Source organism: Blautia segnis, from assembly GCF_014287535.1.
Lineage (GTDB): Bacteria > Bacillota > Clostridia > Lachnospirales > Lachnospiraceae > Blautia_A > Blautia_A acetigignens.
The window spans coordinates 37,926-53,385 of sequence record NZ_JACOOT010000006.1; the positions used below are offsets into that span (position 1 = coordinate 37,926).

Genomic DNA, 15,460 nt, shown 5'->3' on the forward strand with positions numbered 1-15,460 from the left:
AAAGGTGATTGTATGTCAGAAGCAAAATGGTACGTTGTCCATACCTATTCCGGTTATGAGAACAAGGTAAAGGCCAACATTGAGAAGACAATTGAAAACCGACATCTTGAGGATCAGATTCTGGAAGTACGGGTTCCTCTGGAAGACGTTGTGGAGATGCGTAACGGCGTTTCCAAACAGGTTCAGAGAAAAATGTTCCCAAGCTATGTTCTTATCAACATGGTCATGAACGACGATACCTGGTATGTTGTCCGGAATACACGTGGAGTGACTGGTTTTGTTGGTCCGGGATCCAAGCCTGTACCGCTCACAGAAGAAGAAATGAAACCGCTGGGCATCAAAGATGAGACTGTCCGCGTAGATTTCGCTGAGGGCGATACTGTTGTAGTAACAGGCGGAGCCTGGAAAGAGACTACAGGCGTTGTTACTGCGATCAATCCGCAGAAGCAGCTTGTAACGATCAATGTAGAGATGTTTGGACGCGAAACACCGGTTGTGATCAGTTTCGCAGAAGTTCAGAAAATGTAACAGACAAAGGTAACACAATATCGTGGGAGGGACATACCCCCGCCAATACCACATAGGAGGTGCCGAAAATGGCAAAAAAAGTAACAGGATATATCAAATTACAGATTCCCGCTGGTAAAGCAACTCCAGCACCACCTGTAGGTCCGGCTCTTGGACAGCACGGTGTAAATATCGTTCAGTTTACAAAAGAGTTCAACGCAAGAACAGCTGATCAGGATGGTATGATCATTCCTGTAGTAATCACTGTTTATGCAGACAGAAGTTTCAGCTTCATAACCAAGACTCCGCCGGCTGCAGTTCTTCTTAAGAAAGCTGCAAACATCAAATCCGGTTCCGGCGTACCGAACAAAACAAAAGTTGCTAAAGTTACAAAGGCTCAGGTTGAGGAAATCGCTCAGCTTAAGATGAAAGACTTAAATGCAGCATCCATCGAAGCAGCAGCAAGCATGATTGCTGGTACTGCAAGAAGTATGGGAATTGAAGTAGTTGATTAATCACAAATAGTAAGTGGGAGGGCTTTTCCCCGCAAATACCACAGGAGGTTATAGAAATGAAACGAGGAAAGAAATACGTGGAAGCTGCTAAGGCAGTAGACCGCGCAACATTATACGATACTAACGAAGCTATCAGCTTAGTTAAAAAAGCTGCTGTAGCTAAATTTGACGAGACTATCGAAGTTCATATCCGCACAGGCTGCGATGGACGTCATGCAGATCAGCAGATCCGTGGAGCAGTTGTTCTGCCGCACGGTACTGGTAAAAAAGTTCGCGTTCTTGTATTTGCTAAGGATGCGAAGGCTGAGGAAGCTAAGGCAGCAGGCGCTGACTTTGTAGGCGCTGAGGATCTTATCCCGAAGATCCAGAACGAAGGATGGCTTGACTTTGACGTTGTTGTTGCAACTCCAGACATGATGGGTGTTGTTGGACGTCTTGGTCGTGTACTTGGACCGAAAGGTTTAATGCCAAACCCGAAGGCTGGTACAGTAACAATGGATGTTACAAAAGCTGTTAATGATATCAAAGCTGGTAAGATTGAGTATCGTCTTGACAAATCAAACATTATCCATGTGCCGATCGGTAAAGCTTCCTTTACTGAGGAGCAGTTAAGCGACAACTTCCAGACGCTGATTGGAGCTATTGCAAAGGCTAGACCTAGCACACTGAAAGGACAGTATTTAAAGAGCGTTGTTATCGCTCCGACAATGGGACCTGGTGTGAAGATCAACCCGATCAAATTAGCTTAATAGATGAGATGAAGAGAGCATTCACCGTAAGGTGGGTGCTCTTTTTGCGTGAAAGGAACGTGAATTTTGTGATTCGACTGATTTTTATAGAAATTTAAGAGAAAGGTGTGATAGGATAGCAAGTATACTAACAGGACTGGAGGTGCTTTACAGTGGCACAGTATAGGGACAGGGGCAGAAGAGAAGGCCGAGCAATTGAAGAGAACAATAGAAATGTCTGCGGTACGGCGAAAAAGGAAAAGCGTAAAAGCACCAGGAAACGGAAGCTGCGAAAAAAGCAGCAGAGACGGCGGATTCTGGTGAGTGCGTTAATAGAAGTTATAATTTTGCTTTTGCTGGCAGGCGCTTTTTGCTGGGAAAGAGGGCTGAAGGCCAGAGTAATCGGACTTGCAGGGTATTTTGACGGGCCGCCTGTAAAGGAATTGGATGTGATGGGCGTGAATAGCTCAAATGTAATTTTGATGGACGCAAAAAGCGGAAAGATAATCGGCAATCTAAATGGAGAGGAACGGATTTATCCGGCCTCAATGACAAAGATTATGACGGCAATTGTGGCATTGGAGACATTTTCTGATTTGGACAGAAAAATTACATTAAGTGAAGATATTTTCTACGTTTTGAACGGGCAGGATGCCACCCAGGCAGGCTTTCAGCCTGGAGAAGAGGTTCGGCTCCGGGATCTGGTGTATGGAGTGATTTTACCGTCAGGAGCTGAGTGCTGTCTGGCGCTGGCAAATGAGGTGTCTGGATCAGAAAAGGCATTTGTGGAGAAGATGAATCAGAAGGCAAAAACCATTGGAATGAAGAACACCAATTTCGTGGACTGCACAGGACTTCATGATCCGGAGCATTACAGCACGGCTTATGACATTGCACTGCTGCTTAGGTATGCTTTGCATAATGAAACATTTTGCGATGTGATTGAAAGCCATTTCCATTCCACTCCCGGTACAAATGTGCATCCCGATGGAATTACTTATTATAGTACTATGTTTAAGAATATGTCAGATACCAGTGTTGTTGGAGGAGAAATCCTGGGCGGCAAGACAGGCTATACCTCCGAGGCAGGACATTGCCTGGCAAGCTTCGCTCAGATTTATGACAGAGAGTATATACTGGTTACGGCAGGCGCAGCCGCAGATGCCACGGGAATTCCGCACATTCAGGATGCGAAGACCCTTTATAATCGACTTGGGGAAGCAGTGGCGGAAAAAAAGTAAATTTAAAATAGGGCAGCCTTTTTGCGGGGCTGTCCTATTTGTGGCTATGAGGTGTAGGAATGGTTTTTCAATAGATGCAACTGGTTACCTTGCCATTTTCAGGATTGCTGCAATGTCTTCTTTATTCAGTGGCTGGAAGAAACCGATATGTCCATTTCTGCCGAAAACACATTTTTCTGCCATTTCTTCAATCTGTTCATCGGTTGGCTGAATACCAAGTTCGGTGAGGGAGGTTGGCATGCCTATGGAGTGACACCAGTTTTCCCAGGCGTTGATGGCTGCGAGAGCGGCAGTGTCTGTAAGATCAGAATCACTGGTTGGGGAAATATTAACTCCGAAAACTTTCTCGCCAAACTGCGCAAATCTTCCCGGATTTGTCTTGTATACGTATTTTGCCCAGCTTCCCCAGATGGCAGCAAGGCCTGCCCCGTGAGCTACATCAAACATACCGCCCAGCTCATGCTCAATCTTATGTGTGGCGAAATCAGATACTCTGCCAGCCCCGGTCAGCCCATTATGGGAAAGGCTGCCTGCCCACATAAGAGTAGCCCTTGCATCGTAATTCTCAGGTTCTTTTACAGCGGTCTGTGCAGCGTCCCTGACAGAGACTAACAGTCCTTCTGCAATGCGGTCTGTAAGGCTGGTATCTGTGTCTGTAGGAGTGAAATAGCGCTCCATAGTGTGCATCATAATGTCTGTCGCACCGCTGGCTGTCTGATAAGTCGGAAGACTGTAAGTAAGCTCCGGATTCATAATAGCAAATTTGGGGCGTGAGCAGTCATGACCGTAAGAACGCTTCATCATTCCGTCTTCAATGGTAAGAACCATGGAAGAAGACATTTCAGAGCCTGCAGCAGCGATTGTGAGAACAACGCCGATTGGCAGATTTTTATCTGTTTTTACACGCCCGTAAAGAAGGTCTTCCATCTCAAAATCATTGGCGATTCCGTAACCGATTCCCTTAGCCGTATCAATGACGCTGCCGCCGCCAATGGGCAGAAGAAAGTCAATGTCTTCCGCCCGTCCAATACGGATTCCCTCTTTTACCAGGGAAAGACGTGGATTTGGTACAACGCCGTTCAAATCTACATAAGAAAGTCCTGCGTCACGAAGGCTCTTATGCACACGCTCCAAAAGCCCAGAAGCTTCAATATGTCCTCCCTTTTTTCCGTAAACGATCATAACCCTATGCCCACCAAAAGCCGCAACCTGTTTTCCAACCTCACTTTCACGGCCTGCCCCGAACAGGATCTTAGTGGGAGCGAAAAAATCAAAATTTATCATAAGAAAATTCCTCCATTGAATTGCATAATTAATGGTTTTAATTCTGAGCCCATTATATAGCAGGATTTGGAAAATATCTATTACTTTTACAAATTTGGCGTTTTAACCTTTTTCAAACACGCTCTAGCAGCTTCTTATAACTGCAGTCCATCCCAATCGCTCCCAGGGGCGCTGTGATTAAGATTCCCAGCACAGCCACAGAAAGTATGATCTGTCCGCAGGACAGTTCCATAGCCATGGGAACAGAGCCGATAGCAGCCTGGACAGTGGCCTTGGGAAGATAGGCGATGGAGCAGAAAAGCCGTTCTTTCCAGTTAAGATCAGTTCCGGCGACACAAAGGGAAACACCAACGGTACGGATCAGAAGTGCAGCGAAAATCATGGCAAGTGCAGCCGGACCAGCCTTTAAGGTGTAACGGATATCCACAGAAGCTCCAACCAATACGAAAAGCAGAACCTCCGCAGCCAGCCACAGTTTCCCAAATTTCTGGGAAAGACGGGCAGAAACAGATGCTGTGCATTTCAGCTTCAGTACGCAGGCCATGCTTACCACGGCCAGAAGCCCGGAAACGGAAACAACTGGTTTCAGCCAGGTCTCAATGGACATCAGCAGGAAAGAAACACCCAGAACTACAATTACTTTCATGCTGTTGCGCACCATATGGCTATGTGCATATGCCGTTTCAAAAAACAGAGAAAGCAGATACCCGGCAGCACTTCCAAGTACAATTCCCAGAACAATGGATACCGGAATGTTGATAAAATCCTGTACATGTGCACTGCCGCCCTGTGCCATAGTAGAAAATGTGGAAAAAAGCACGATTACATAAATATCATCGCAGGAAGCGCCAGCCAGGATCATCTGCGGAATGCTTTTGGCAGTTCCGTATTTCTCATCCATAAGCTGTACTATTCGCGGCACAACCACTGCAGGCGATACAGCACCCATCACAGCCCCCGTTACGGCCGCTTCCAGCCTTGTGATCCCCAGAAAATAAGGTGCCAGCAAAATATAAGCAAGAATCTCAAAAGTGGCAGGAATGCATGCCATCATAACAGCCGGGCGTCCGACCTTTTTCAGGTCTGCAAGATTCAGGGAAAGCCCTGCCTTCAGCAGAATAATGATCAGCGCAATCTGGCGAAGTTCCGACGAGATAGAAAGAATGGAAGAATCCAGCACATTCAGCACATACGGTCCAAGCAGGATACCTGTGATCAGCATCCCGATAATACGGGGAAGCTTCAGCCTCTGGCAGATTGCCGCCAGCGAAAGACCAATAAGAAAAATAAAAGCCAGTGAAGTTAACATTGTTATCATTTCCTCCTTTATACGCAGAAAAGCTGATGCCCCCTGCGATCATAGTTATCACAGAAGTCATCAGCTTAATAAGCGGTTCGGGATGATCCCGGGGAGACATTCATTCCCCTTTTTATTGCTGAAAGTATAATAGCACATTGGAAAACATATGGCAAGAGGTAAAAAAGTACACTTTTTCCAGGGACACATTTGGACGTTTTTAAAGAGCAAAAAGTAGGTTAGTTGCACCTAGTTTCCACACTAAAAATGACATAATCCGCGAAAAAAGAGGGAACCACTTTCGTGATTCCCCCTTGCAAAAAGCCTTATTTTATGCGCTTTTCTTATTCTCCGAAGTATCTCTTAAGCAGACCTGCGAATGCTTTTCCGTGTCTTGCTTCGTCTCTTGCCATTTCATGAACAGTATCATGAATTGCATCAAGGTTAGCTGCTTTCGCACGTTTAGCAAGATCAGTCTTACCAGCTGTAGCGCCGTTCTCAGCTGCTACACGCATTTCAAGGTTCTTCTTGGTGCTGTCTGTAACAACTTCGCCTAATAATTCAGCAAATTTAGCTGCATGCTCTGCTTCTTCAAAAGCTGCTTTCTCATAGTAAAGGCCAACTTCCGGATAGCCTTCTCTGTGAGCTACACGAGCCATAGCAAGATACATACCAACCTCAGAGCACTCGCCCTCGAAGTTTGCTCTTAAGTCTGCAAGAATGTCCTCGCTGACACCCTTCGCAACACCTACAACATGCTCAGCTGCCCATGCCATCTCTTCGCTCTGCTTAGTAAATTTCTCAGCTGGAGCCTTGCAGATTGGACAGACCTCAGGAGCGTTCTCACCTTCATAAACATAACCGCATACATTACATACCCATTTAGCCATAATTAAATTCTCCTTTTCTTTATATAAATTTTATTTAGTTTTTAATAATAGTAATCATTACTGCTTTAAGATAACATATTGCTTCTTGTTTGTCAAGAGTTATTGAAAAATTTTTTCAATGAGTGTCTTCTTTGCTGAGACAATCATTGCAGATTCCGAAAAATCTTGCTTTATAATCAGAAATCTGACCGTCTTTAAAATCAGCGGCAATATCTTCAAGACTCCTGTCAATATGTTCGCTGAAAACATCCATCACTCTGCCGCAGCGGGTGCACATGAAGTGACAGTGGGGCGTGGTGCGGGCGTCAAATCGGTCTGCTCCGCCAAAGCTGGAAAGCTTCTGTATTTCACCCAGATCAGCGAGAAGAGAGAGGTTCCGATATACGGTTCCAAGGCTGATATTTGGATAGATCTGCTTCATATTCTCATATACAAAATCAGCTGTAGGATGGTCGGTTCTGCCTACAAGAAATTCCTTGATCGATTCTCTCTGGCGGCTGTATTTCAATGTGGCCATCTGTTTTCTCCTTTCTCCTAATAATAGTAATTGTTACTGATATTAATATAAAACATTTCTATCGATTTGTCAATATAAAATTAAATTATTTTTTTATTCTACTCCTCGCAATGTTTTTGAAATTTATACGGTTTCTCTGCAAATTTACAGTTGTGGAAAAAAGTGGAATGCTATAAACTTAGAAAAAGAAAGCGGGGAAAAACGCTGGAGATGGTGGATTCCTATATCGTGTGTCTGCATAAAGTCGTTACGGTGGGCTACAACGTGCTTCAGGGATACGACAAAGGTCATGTGACCGATTCACTGACTGCAATCTATCTTTTCGCCAGAATGTAGATACCATGGAAGGCACCTTGCGCACGATCCAGGGCTATCTCGGGGAAATTCCTGTTTCAGAGATCTCAGAGGAATTTGACCTGATCCGGCTTCATCCAAGGATGGGATGGGAGCTTCTGAACAAAAGGGAATCTACCAGACCTTATGCGGAGGCAGCGCTTTACCATCATCTTTGGTATGATGAGAAGGGCGGATATCCACGGGAATATACGTTTAAGGGAAATGACAATGCGATTCTTTACCAGATTATTACATGTGCAGACTGCCTGGATGCGGCGATGGATTCTGTGGGGCGTGCTTACAGCTCCGGGAAAAATTTCGATGACATGCTGGCTGACCTGCGCTGCAATTCCGGCAGAATGTTCAACCCGGATCTGGTAAAGCTCTTCGACAGCGAAAACCTCCAGGAGAAGGTGCGCAGCCTGATCACAAAAAAAGCAGCAGATTCACTTCGTAGTCAGGTAAAGAAATGAATCTGCTGTTTTTGTTATTTCACTTTAAATTCATGAAAATTCTTATCCTCTGCCCAGAATATTCCATTGATCATTCAGAACATCGTAATAATAAACCAGATTATCATGTACAGCATAATAGTGCTCACTTACAAAATGCTCCTCATGATCTGTACCAAGAACAAATACCATACATTCTCTTCCGTCTATTACTTCTTTGCTTTCGGTATACCGCAAGGACATGCCAAGCCCTAAGTAGTAACTGACTTCATCTGTCTCGCAAAGCAAATCATAAGCAATCTGTACATCTGTACGATTATCTTCCATCTGGTTATTTTCATATTCTTCATATTCCTCAAAGTCCGCGTCACTCTCGTAGTTTTCGTATTCCCCATATTCCTCATCATAATAGTAGATAGAAAAATCATAACAATGATTTTCTTCTGCAAGATGTCCATCTCTCAAGGAAATTGTGGGGCGATATATCACACTCATATTTTCTTCAGTTGCGGAAACCATTACGTTGGAATAAATTTCACTTATATTGCAGCGGAGGATAATGATCTCATCTGGTGCACCTTTATAATAAGGCGTTTCCAGATTATCACGGTATTCAGCATCTTCTGTCATTTCAGATGGATAGATATTAATAGACCAGCCGGAACCGGGAACAATGGCGTAAACCTCATATCCGCCAGCATCTACAACCGTTCCGTTTTGAAGAAACGGATAAGCCTCCAGATAATCAGCCTGTTTTGTGTAGTCCAGAATATCCTGGACAGGTACACCTTCACCAATATACCCAAGAAACGCTATTCCTGTCTGATAAACTTCTTCCTTAAGATCATTCTGAAAAGCAGCCAAACAGGTAGCTTCTTCCTGCTGCCCTGATCCCATACATTCCACTGGCACAATCAATGCCAGCAACAAGGCACTGATACCTGTTATGATTGAATATTTCGTCATAGTGTCAGTCCTCCTTGTCAACAAAATCCCTTTCTAATGGTGCTGTCGCAACAACATCTAAAGCCGGATTTTTTATTCCACAACTAATTTTTCAAAGTATATCTTTATTGTAAAATCGATATCTCCAAAATCATATTCGTCATCGCCATCTAAAGCTTCTTCCGCATCTGTTGCATCAGCTGTATCTGTTGCATCCACTGTGTCAGAAGCTTCATCGTCCATGCTATCCTCAGTTGTGAAGCACAGGTTTCCATCCTCCAATAAATAGAATTTCATAACATCTGTACTAACTAATGTATAGCTTTCGGAATCTTCTTCCTTCTCTGTTGTTGATTTTAATATCAGCGCATTTCCTTCAAGATCTCCCTCAAGGTCAACCTTCGTTTCTACAGCGCTTTCAATCATTACAAGAGAGGCTTTGCCGTCTGAAATAGAAATTGTCATCTCTACATCTGAAAGTCCGGCCGCTGTAGGCATCTGCATTCCAAAAGCATCCATAAGAGTACTCTTCCACTCACCATTAAAGTCTTCGAGCTTTGGTTCTTCTACTACATTTCCCGGTACATAAGGTTCGTATTCTTCTTTTTCCTGGTTCATAATAAAATACATTCCATCGGCATCCATGGATATGGTTCCATCTGAATATTCACCTTCCACGGTTTCATCATTTTTGGTTATTAACACCTTATCGCCATCAATTTTCCATTCCATCTCCTCAACTTCCGGATCAGAATATTCCATTGCATTGGTCATTTCACCTTTACCATCTTCTGTGAAATTAAATGTTATTTCCATTCCCATCATTTCCGGATGGAATGTATTTTCACCATCCATGGAAAGACCATTTACATACCAGGTTCCTACTACATCCTTAGCATCCAGAGCATAAACATTTACACTTCCAAGACCTGCCAGCATAACTCCCAAAGTACCTGCTGCCCATAATTTCATTTTTTTACACATAATCCATTCTCCTTTCTGCTTATCGTGAAATCACAATACGGTTTCCCTTATTTCGTATGATCTTAATTGTACGCAAAAATCCCAGATGCATTTTTTTGCTGCATACCTGTTGACGTTTGTGTAGTCAGTGCCGCTGCAATTTCATAACCTGTATGTTCCAGTTCCATCATTTCCGCTTTATTTCCCTGCTCAATTGCAAAGTTATGTAAGCGAAAATCCATAGCATCAAACCATTGTGCTTTTACCTGGATTTTCATACTGTAAGTATACTCATACTTATAAACCGGCGGCTGATAACTGACAGTTTCACCATCCTTAGTATATGTTTCTTCTATCTGGTTCTTTTGAATGTCAAGCCCACATTGTACAATTGCTGATAAGGGCAAAATATCTGGATTTTCTCTGATATCCAGATTATGCGCAATCGTAAAATTGCCCTGCTCATCATCAATATAGACATTGTAGGTTTTTGTTGCAATCTGTCGTGTAATATGAAAGCTTTGTACCTTTTTTCGTTCTGTTTACGATATTCCAACTGACATTTAATATCTTCTACCGTACTGTGTCTACGCTCCTCAAACCATCGAGAAAGCTTCTGTGCACACTCTTTGCATAGATTGCCGTCTTCTAGCTTGCGATTTCCTAGCAAGCCGATTTTTTCTCCGCAAATATCGCAATATTTCCTGTCAAAAAAACCCATTTTACGGCCCTCTCTGTAAATCAGTGTTTTCTATATTCACATTATACAGAAAGAAAAGCAATTGTTCACTATCACTTTTGATAGTAATCGAGCAGTTATCTGAATCTTTATGTATCTTTATTTTAACGTAGTAACAATTAGTTTACTTTCCAGCGCAGCTGCAATGAGATCTTCTTTACAGCTATATCCAGCTTTTGCAATCATTTCCTGAAAATTCCATCTAACTCCAGCCATTGAACAATTCATTTTCCTTGCAATTTCAGAATAAGAATAGCCGCAAATATACATCCGCAGCATCTCCAGTTGTCTCGGACTGATTTCACTGCTTGTTATCCAATTCAGCTCTACATTTGGTGCAGCATCTGGGAAAACATGCTCTCCGCTTACTGTACGCCTGATTACATCTCGGATTTCTTCTTCTCCATGATCTTTATACCATAGGCTGTCTGCGCATCCACTTTTTGCCCGTTCCAGTACTTTCGGATCAACAAGAGAAGTCACAATCAGAATTTTCGTATAGGGGCAGGTTTCCTTAATTGCTTTTCCTGCTTTTAGTCCATCATGATTGTGATACGTCTGAACATCCATTAGCACCAGATCAATTGCCGAATTCTGACATATTTTAACAGCTGTATCTGCATCTGCAACGGTCTGAACATGACGGAATTCTGTATCCTGTAAAAGTATATACTCAAAATATTTTTGCATGATTTTCTGATCTTCTACAACCAGTACACGAATCATAAACATTCTTCCTTTCTGTGTATCTGCTGATGCACATAACATTTACTTAACCTTTGGCAGCTTCAGAAGCAGGCAAAATACAGGTTCAAATACAGTAATCATACTGCAGTTTTCTATTTCCAGCGCTCTTCTTAGTGCCGACAGCCCACCTCCTTCTTTTGCATTTTTATCTGGAATATCTCCATTGTTTGTTATCCGAACAGTATATTCACCTGAATCATCCTCAATTATCACATTAACTTCACTTCCCTGCGCATGCCGGGCGCAGTTAGTAACACATTCGCGCACTGCACGATCAATTAGTATTCTGTAATTCGAATTCTCCGGAACTTTTCCCTTCATGTGAATAATTATCCCCATTTCTCTGGCTTGCTTTTCCGTATTCTGATATAAATCCTCCATATTTTCAACTATCATATTTGTGAGAATATAAACCTGCTCCTTTAACACATCCAGCTGTTTATTCATGCAGCTTGTATTTTCTTTGTTCTCCAGAATTCTCCTTATCATAAAAAGACTGCGCCCAAAATTATCATGTACCTGCATCTTCATTGCCAGTGTTTCCTGCTCCCGTATTTTATCATCGATTTTCTCGTACATCTCTTCCAGTTTCCGGTTGAACATTTTCAGACTTTCATTATTAGCTTTAATTTCTTCACTATTATAATATATTTCTGAAACGTCAATGGCTACAGCCTGCTTATAATTCTCTAATTCCTTTCCCTGAAGATAATACTCCTGAAACATCCAGACTTTTCCATTTGGGAAATAAAAAACACTATTATCCAGGCTTATGGTAACAATTCCCGGTCTGCTATTTTCTGAATGTATTGCCTGATGCAGTATTTCATAATCCTGTAATTGCATTCCTGTCATCATCTGGCTCACTTCCCTCATTTTGGAATTGCAAAAAATAATCCGCCCGAATGTATCTGCAAAGCATACACCACATGGGACATTATCCACGGCCTCGTAAACCGACCAAGATGACAGTATAGCATTCTCTTGTTTGCGCTCTTTGAGAATTCTCCAAATCAGATACAATCCCATCCCAATGACGCCACACAAAACCAATACAGCAGGAAGTTTTGGAAATATCGGAGAATGATCCGGCTTTCCCATGCTATATTGGTGATCATTTAGCAGCATAGTCATTACCAGAAATGAAAATACAAAAAGCGTAATTGCTGCAACAATTCTTTTTAAGCCTGCAGATTGTGTCACTCTTAAAAGTATAAGAACAAATTCCAATACCAAGCAGATTTCCAGAGCAACCATTATAATATTCTGCATACGGATGCTGCACTCTACGAAATTCGCCATCGAATCAGCCACTCTTTCTCATCTTCCCTCTGCACTTCCGTTCCCGGACGCCCAGATAACAATCGCTCAAGATCATATCCGGAAACTATATGTACAGAAATCATTAAATTCTCTTCTAACATAACTACACGAAAAAATATCATATCCATCTTATTAAATAGTTGTTCCGTCAGCCACTCAAAATAATCATAGCATTTTAATACATCTACATCATGCAAAACAAGCGGTGACACATTAACATAATATAATGCACGGATATGACAAAGCATTAAAGCGGAGCAGGATTCTGCCAGCCCTTGTATCAAGTCATCTGCACCCAGCAGCTCCTGGTTTTCGTTGTGAATGGTCAATAGGAAATTTTTTCGCCGCTTTAAATAAGTTCCAACTACAACAATTTGTCCCAAAAGACGTTCATAAACATCTTTAGATTCTGTTTTCTCCAATTCCCGCATAAAGCAGGAAATCAACTCCAGCTGTCCGGCAGTCTGACTCTGTATCAAATTCAGCAATCTATTCTGTTCTTCTATTTTTCGGCGTTTTGCTTCCTGCTGATAGGTTTTTTGCAAAAGTAGATTTTTCTCCTTTAATTCCTCCTGCTGTTCCTTAATATCTTCATATTGATCCACAAGCAGTGAAATATCCTCCGTCCAGAATAAATGCCCGCCTCGGATATACATATGACTGATTCGGATTCCATCTTCCATCACAAATGGTGCTGTCAAAACACCCTGACGTATTTCCGTTGATATATCAGGAAATTTTCCTGATTGATAATGCTGGTCAAAGGCACGATCTGTGATTTCTGCATTCAAGCCTCCGGCAGCCTGGAATAATTCAAGGTATCTGCTATTTATTTGAATCAATCCACAGGCAATACACCCCTGGTAAATAGCCGCCATCAACAGACAACAGATTGCGGACATATCTCCGGCAATTCTGTGAATCAGCGGTACCCGCAGAATATTACAGACATTCCAGATAAGTAACAAAATGCCTGGAATAACCGGAAACCAGAAACGCTTCTTTCCTGGAATCCTGCTCTTACAGATCAATGCAATTTCCATCATGATCAGACAGAACATAACCCAAATCTGGATGCAAATAAAAATAATCCCATAATTATAAATTTCATTGGAAAATAAAAAACCTTCCGGGAAATAAAAGACTTTTTGATGCAAATCATTGGTCAGCACTGCTGCAATTAGCAATATTGCCAATATCATCAAAATAGTTGTCTTTTTTTTGCTCTTATCTTCATCTGTACTATCCATCAAAATTGCTGTCTTTAATCCAAGAGTCGGTATTAAAATCATTGGTATATAATAAAGATACCAGCAAATACGTTCTTCCAACGGATCAAAAAAAACAAGGAATTTAATTGTCCGTATTAGGAACCATAAAACCATCAATGCACCAATCTGAGTCAGGCATCGGCGCATTTTCATATCTACCACATGCTTTTTCAGATAAATAACCCATGCGCTATATAAGCCAATGTAAATACTGCTGCGGCACTGATTCGCAAAATGACGCAGATAAGTATTGTTTACTGATATATGCCGGCATGCAAAAGCCACTATAACAAGGCATCCAATTATTATATAGGACAACTGTTTTTTCTTTTTATAAGACATCGCTCATCCCTTTCTTTAAATTTGTTTATATCATATTCCTTTAACAAGTTCAACCTAGTGTGCCAACAAGTTGATTTCTAGAACGTATTTAGTGTTACTGTTCAGAGGCATGTATAAGTCATTGTAAAAAATGACGAAATTTATTATTTTATTTTGTGGATAATCATTTTCGGCAGAAAAAACTGTGTTTATAGTTTTTTTCTGCCGTTCTTTTTCAGGAAAGTTATGCACCGGATTTTAGTTTCTACAGCTTATCCCTAAAGTTTTGGGGCTTATATTAATGCTTTTTTATTTTAAAAGTAATTACTTATCCACAGTCAGATTGACGAAAGATCGTTCTCCAGTAGTTCGCTTTTTTCCTGTGTTTCTGTTATACTTTTTCTCAAGAAAGAGAGGTTTCCTTATGGACATTGATTTAAAAGAAGAACTTAGAAAACGTGATAAACTCCTTGCCGGTTATCTCAAACAGATTGAGATCCAGGAGGAATTTATACAGAAACAGAAAGAATTGATTGAATATCTGGAAGACCATATTTCAAAGATCACAGACATTATCAGCGGCGTTTGATTATAACTGTACTGGAGGATATGCTCCTGGAGTTTGAGGCGATACAGAAAAAAGCGGACCAGGAACTCCGGGCGATGGAGAAACGCGCCCTTCTTGCTGAGAAACAAAGAGATGATGCATTGGATAAGGCAAAAGAATTCCGCCTTAAGTTCTACGAAACAGCTGCTGAGCTGGAAGAAGAACAGGGAAAGAACCTGAAACTTCATGCACAGATCAACCGTGATTATGAAAATTCATCTATTCCTTCTTCAAAAGCCATCCGGCGGAAAAAGATTGCAAACAGCAGGGAAAAAACAGGACGGAAACCCGGCGGACAGCCAGGACATAAAGGGCATGGCCGAAAAAAGCAGGAGCCTACACAGCCGGTAATCCTCCTTCCGTCACCAAAAGAAGTGCTTGAAGACTGTGCTTTTAAAAAGACGGCAAGAACAATCATAAAACAACTGGTAAGTATCCGTATGGTCCTGGATGTAACAGAATACCATGCAGATGTTTATTATAACAGCCAGACCGGCGAACGTGCACACGCTGCATTTCCGGAAGGTGTTATTGATGATGTGAATTATGATGGCAGCATCCGGGCATTTTTGTTCCTTCTGAACAGTAACGCTGGGGCGGTTATTTTTTGTATTGCATTTTAAAATGGGTTTACAAAACCCACAAAATGTGATACGCTCTTACATATGAAATACGAGGTAATTCGTCCTCGTTATAAGTAAAACCCATAGAAAAAGAGAGTACATTTGGGTACCGCATTACAGAGAATCCCCCGAAAGGGCAGATGACGCGAAGGAG

19 protein-coding genes, 1 pseudogene and 1 riboswitch are annotated in these 15,460 nt (G+C 42.0%); of the genes and pseudogenes, 8 read left to right on the forward strand and 12 right to left on the reverse strand.

Annotated features, from left to right (window positions below; genetic code table 11):
* Positions 1-12 precede the first annotated feature (12 nt).
* The 4 genes from nusG (at position 13) to H8S54_RS02515 (ending at position 2,991) form a co-directional block, all read left to right on the forward strand.
* Positions 13-528 carry a transcription termination/antitermination protein NusG gene (nusG, locus tag H8S54_RS02500; RefSeq protein ID WP_117852952.1) on the forward strand — a complete coding sequence of 172 codons (516 nt, stop codon included), beginning with the start codon at positions 13-15 and terminating at the stop codon, positions 526-528.
* A 68-nt stretch (positions 529-596) separates the two neighbouring features.
* On the forward strand, positions 597-1,022 hold the full coding sequence (gene rplK / locus H8S54_RS02505) for a 50S ribosomal protein L11 (protein ID WP_117852954.1): 426 nt from the start codon (positions 597-599) through the stop codon (positions 1,020-1,022).
* Between the two features lie 56 nt (positions 1,023-1,078).
* Complete coding sequence (gene rplA / locus H8S54_RS02510; RefSeq protein WP_173767444.1) at positions 1,079-1,771, forward strand: 50S ribosomal protein L1; 693 nt, start codon at positions 1,079-1,081, stop codon at positions 1,769-1,771.
* A gap of 152 nt (positions 1,772-1,923) precedes the next feature.
* On the forward strand, positions 1,924-2,991 hold the full coding sequence (locus tag H8S54_RS02515; protein ID WP_330600055.1) for a D-alanyl-D-alanine carboxypeptidase family protein: 1,068 nt from the start codon (positions 1,924-1,926) through the stop codon (positions 2,989-2,991).
* An 84-nt stretch (positions 2,992-3,075) separates the two neighbouring features.
* Here the strand turns inward: H8S54_RS02515 and H8S54_RS02520 are convergent, their stop codons facing one another.
* The 4 genes from H8S54_RS02520 to H8S54_RS02535 all read right to left on the reverse strand — a co-directional run bounded on the left by H8S54_RS02520 (position 3,076) and on the right by H8S54_RS02535 (position 6,979).
* On the reverse strand, positions 3,076-4,275 hold the full coding sequence (locus H8S54_RS02520; protein WP_186900833.1) for an iron-containing alcohol dehydrogenase: 1,200 nt from the start codon (positions 4,273-4,275) through the stop codon (positions 3,076-3,078).
* Between the two features lie 112 nt (positions 4,276-4,387).
* Entirely contained in the window at positions 4,388-5,584 is a 1,197-nt protein-coding gene (locus H8S54_RS02525) for a cation:proton antiporter (protein WP_186900834.1), read from the reverse strand.
* Between the two features lie 53 nt (positions 5,585-5,637).
* Positions 5,638-5,710, reverse strand: a riboswitch (Fluoride riboswitch).
* A gap of 206 nt (positions 5,711-5,916) precedes the next feature.
* Positions 5,917-6,462 carry an NADH peroxidase gene (locus H8S54_RS02530; RefSeq protein WP_021924709.1) on the reverse strand — a complete coding sequence of 182 codons (546 nt, stop codon included), beginning with the start codon at positions 6,460-6,462 and terminating at the stop codon, positions 5,917-5,919.
* Between the two features lie 115 nt (positions 6,463-6,577).
* On the reverse strand, positions 6,578-6,979 hold the full coding sequence (locus tag H8S54_RS02535; protein WP_021924708.1) for a Fur family transcriptional regulator: 402 nt from the start codon (positions 6,977-6,979) through the stop codon (positions 6,578-6,580).
* Between the two features lie 162 nt (positions 6,980-7,141).
* Here H8S54_RS02535 and H8S54_RS02540 point away from each other — a divergent pair, with 162 nt between their 5' ends.
* Both H8S54_RS02540 and H8S54_RS02545 read left to right on the forward strand, forming a co-directional pair.
* The gene (locus tag H8S54_RS02540) at positions 7,142-7,315 is read left to right on the forward strand and encodes a hypothetical protein (RefSeq protein ID WP_186900835.1); all 174 of its coding nucleotides are present in this window, start codon (positions 7,142-7,144) and stop codon (positions 7,313-7,315) included.
* 5 nt (positions 7,316-7,320) lie between these two features.
* Complete coding sequence (locus tag H8S54_RS02545) at positions 7,321-7,788, forward strand: HD-GYP domain-containing protein (RefSeq protein ID WP_021924706.1); 468 nt, start codon at positions 7,321-7,323, stop codon at positions 7,786-7,788.
* 42 nt (positions 7,789-7,830) lie between these two features.
* Here H8S54_RS02545 and H8S54_RS02550 read toward each other — a convergent pair whose 3' ends face one another.
* The 8 genes and pseudogenes from H8S54_RS02550 to H8S54_RS18750 all read right to left on the reverse strand — a co-directional run.
* Positions 7,831-8,733: a hypothetical protein gene (locus H8S54_RS02550; protein ID WP_186900836.1), complete on the reverse strand. Its 903-nt coding sequence runs from the start codon at positions 8,731-8,733 to the stop codon at positions 7,831-7,833.
* Positions 8,734-8,805: 72 nt separating this feature from the next.
* Entirely contained in the window at positions 8,806-9,696 is an 891-nt protein-coding gene (locus tag H8S54_RS02555) for a hypothetical protein (RefSeq protein WP_186900837.1), read from the reverse strand.
* A 62-nt stretch (positions 9,697-9,758) separates the two neighbouring features.
* Positions 9,759-9,953, reverse strand: a complete 195-nt coding sequence (locus tag H8S54_RS18010; protein WP_243176595.1) for a hypothetical protein — start codon at positions 9,951-9,953, stop codon at positions 9,759-9,761.
* A gap of 74 nt (positions 9,954-10,027) precedes the next feature.
* Complete coding sequence (locus H8S54_RS19260; protein ID WP_243176596.1) at positions 10,028-10,396, reverse strand: DUF4428 domain-containing protein; 369 nt, start codon at positions 10,394-10,396, stop codon at positions 10,028-10,030.
* Between the two features lie 117 nt (positions 10,397-10,513).
* Positions 10,514-11,140 carry a response regulator transcription factor gene (locus H8S54_RS02565; protein ID WP_186900838.1) on the reverse strand — a complete coding sequence of 209 codons (627 nt, stop codon included), beginning with the start codon at positions 11,138-11,140 and terminating at the stop codon, positions 10,514-10,516.
* A gap of 42 nt (positions 11,141-11,182) precedes the next feature.
* Complete coding sequence (locus tag H8S54_RS02570) at positions 11,183-12,019, reverse strand: sensor histidine kinase (RefSeq protein ID WP_243176597.1); 837 nt, start codon at positions 12,017-12,019, stop codon at positions 11,183-11,185.
* A 428-nt stretch (positions 12,020-12,447) separates the two neighbouring features.
* Positions 12,448-13,275 carry a hypothetical protein gene (locus H8S54_RS18020; RefSeq protein WP_243176600.1) on the reverse strand — a complete coding sequence of 276 codons (828 nt, stop codon included), beginning with the start codon at positions 13,273-13,275 and terminating at the stop codon, positions 12,448-12,450.
* 84 nt (positions 13,276-13,359) lie between these two features.
* Positions 13,360-14,097 (reverse strand): annotated as a pseudogene (locus tag H8S54_RS18750) (histidine kinase N-terminal 7TM domain-containing protein); the annotation flags it as partial.
* Between the two features lie 403 nt (positions 14,098-14,500).
* Between H8S54_RS18750 and H8S54_RS02580 the strand changes: the two are divergent.
* Both H8S54_RS02580 and H8S54_RS02585 read left to right on the forward strand, forming a co-directional pair.
* The gene (locus tag H8S54_RS02580; RefSeq protein WP_186900840.1) at positions 14,501-14,665 is read left to right on the forward strand and encodes a hypothetical protein; all 165 of its coding nucleotides are present in this window, start codon (positions 14,501-14,503) and stop codon (positions 14,663-14,665) included.
* Between the two features lie 20 nt (positions 14,666-14,685).
* A complete protein-coding gene (locus tag H8S54_RS02585) occupies positions 14,686-15,306 on the forward strand; it encodes a DUF6444 domain-containing protein (protein WP_243176598.1) in 621 nt (206 codons plus the stop codon).
* The last annotated feature ends 154 nt before the right edge of the window (positions 15,307-15,460 follow it).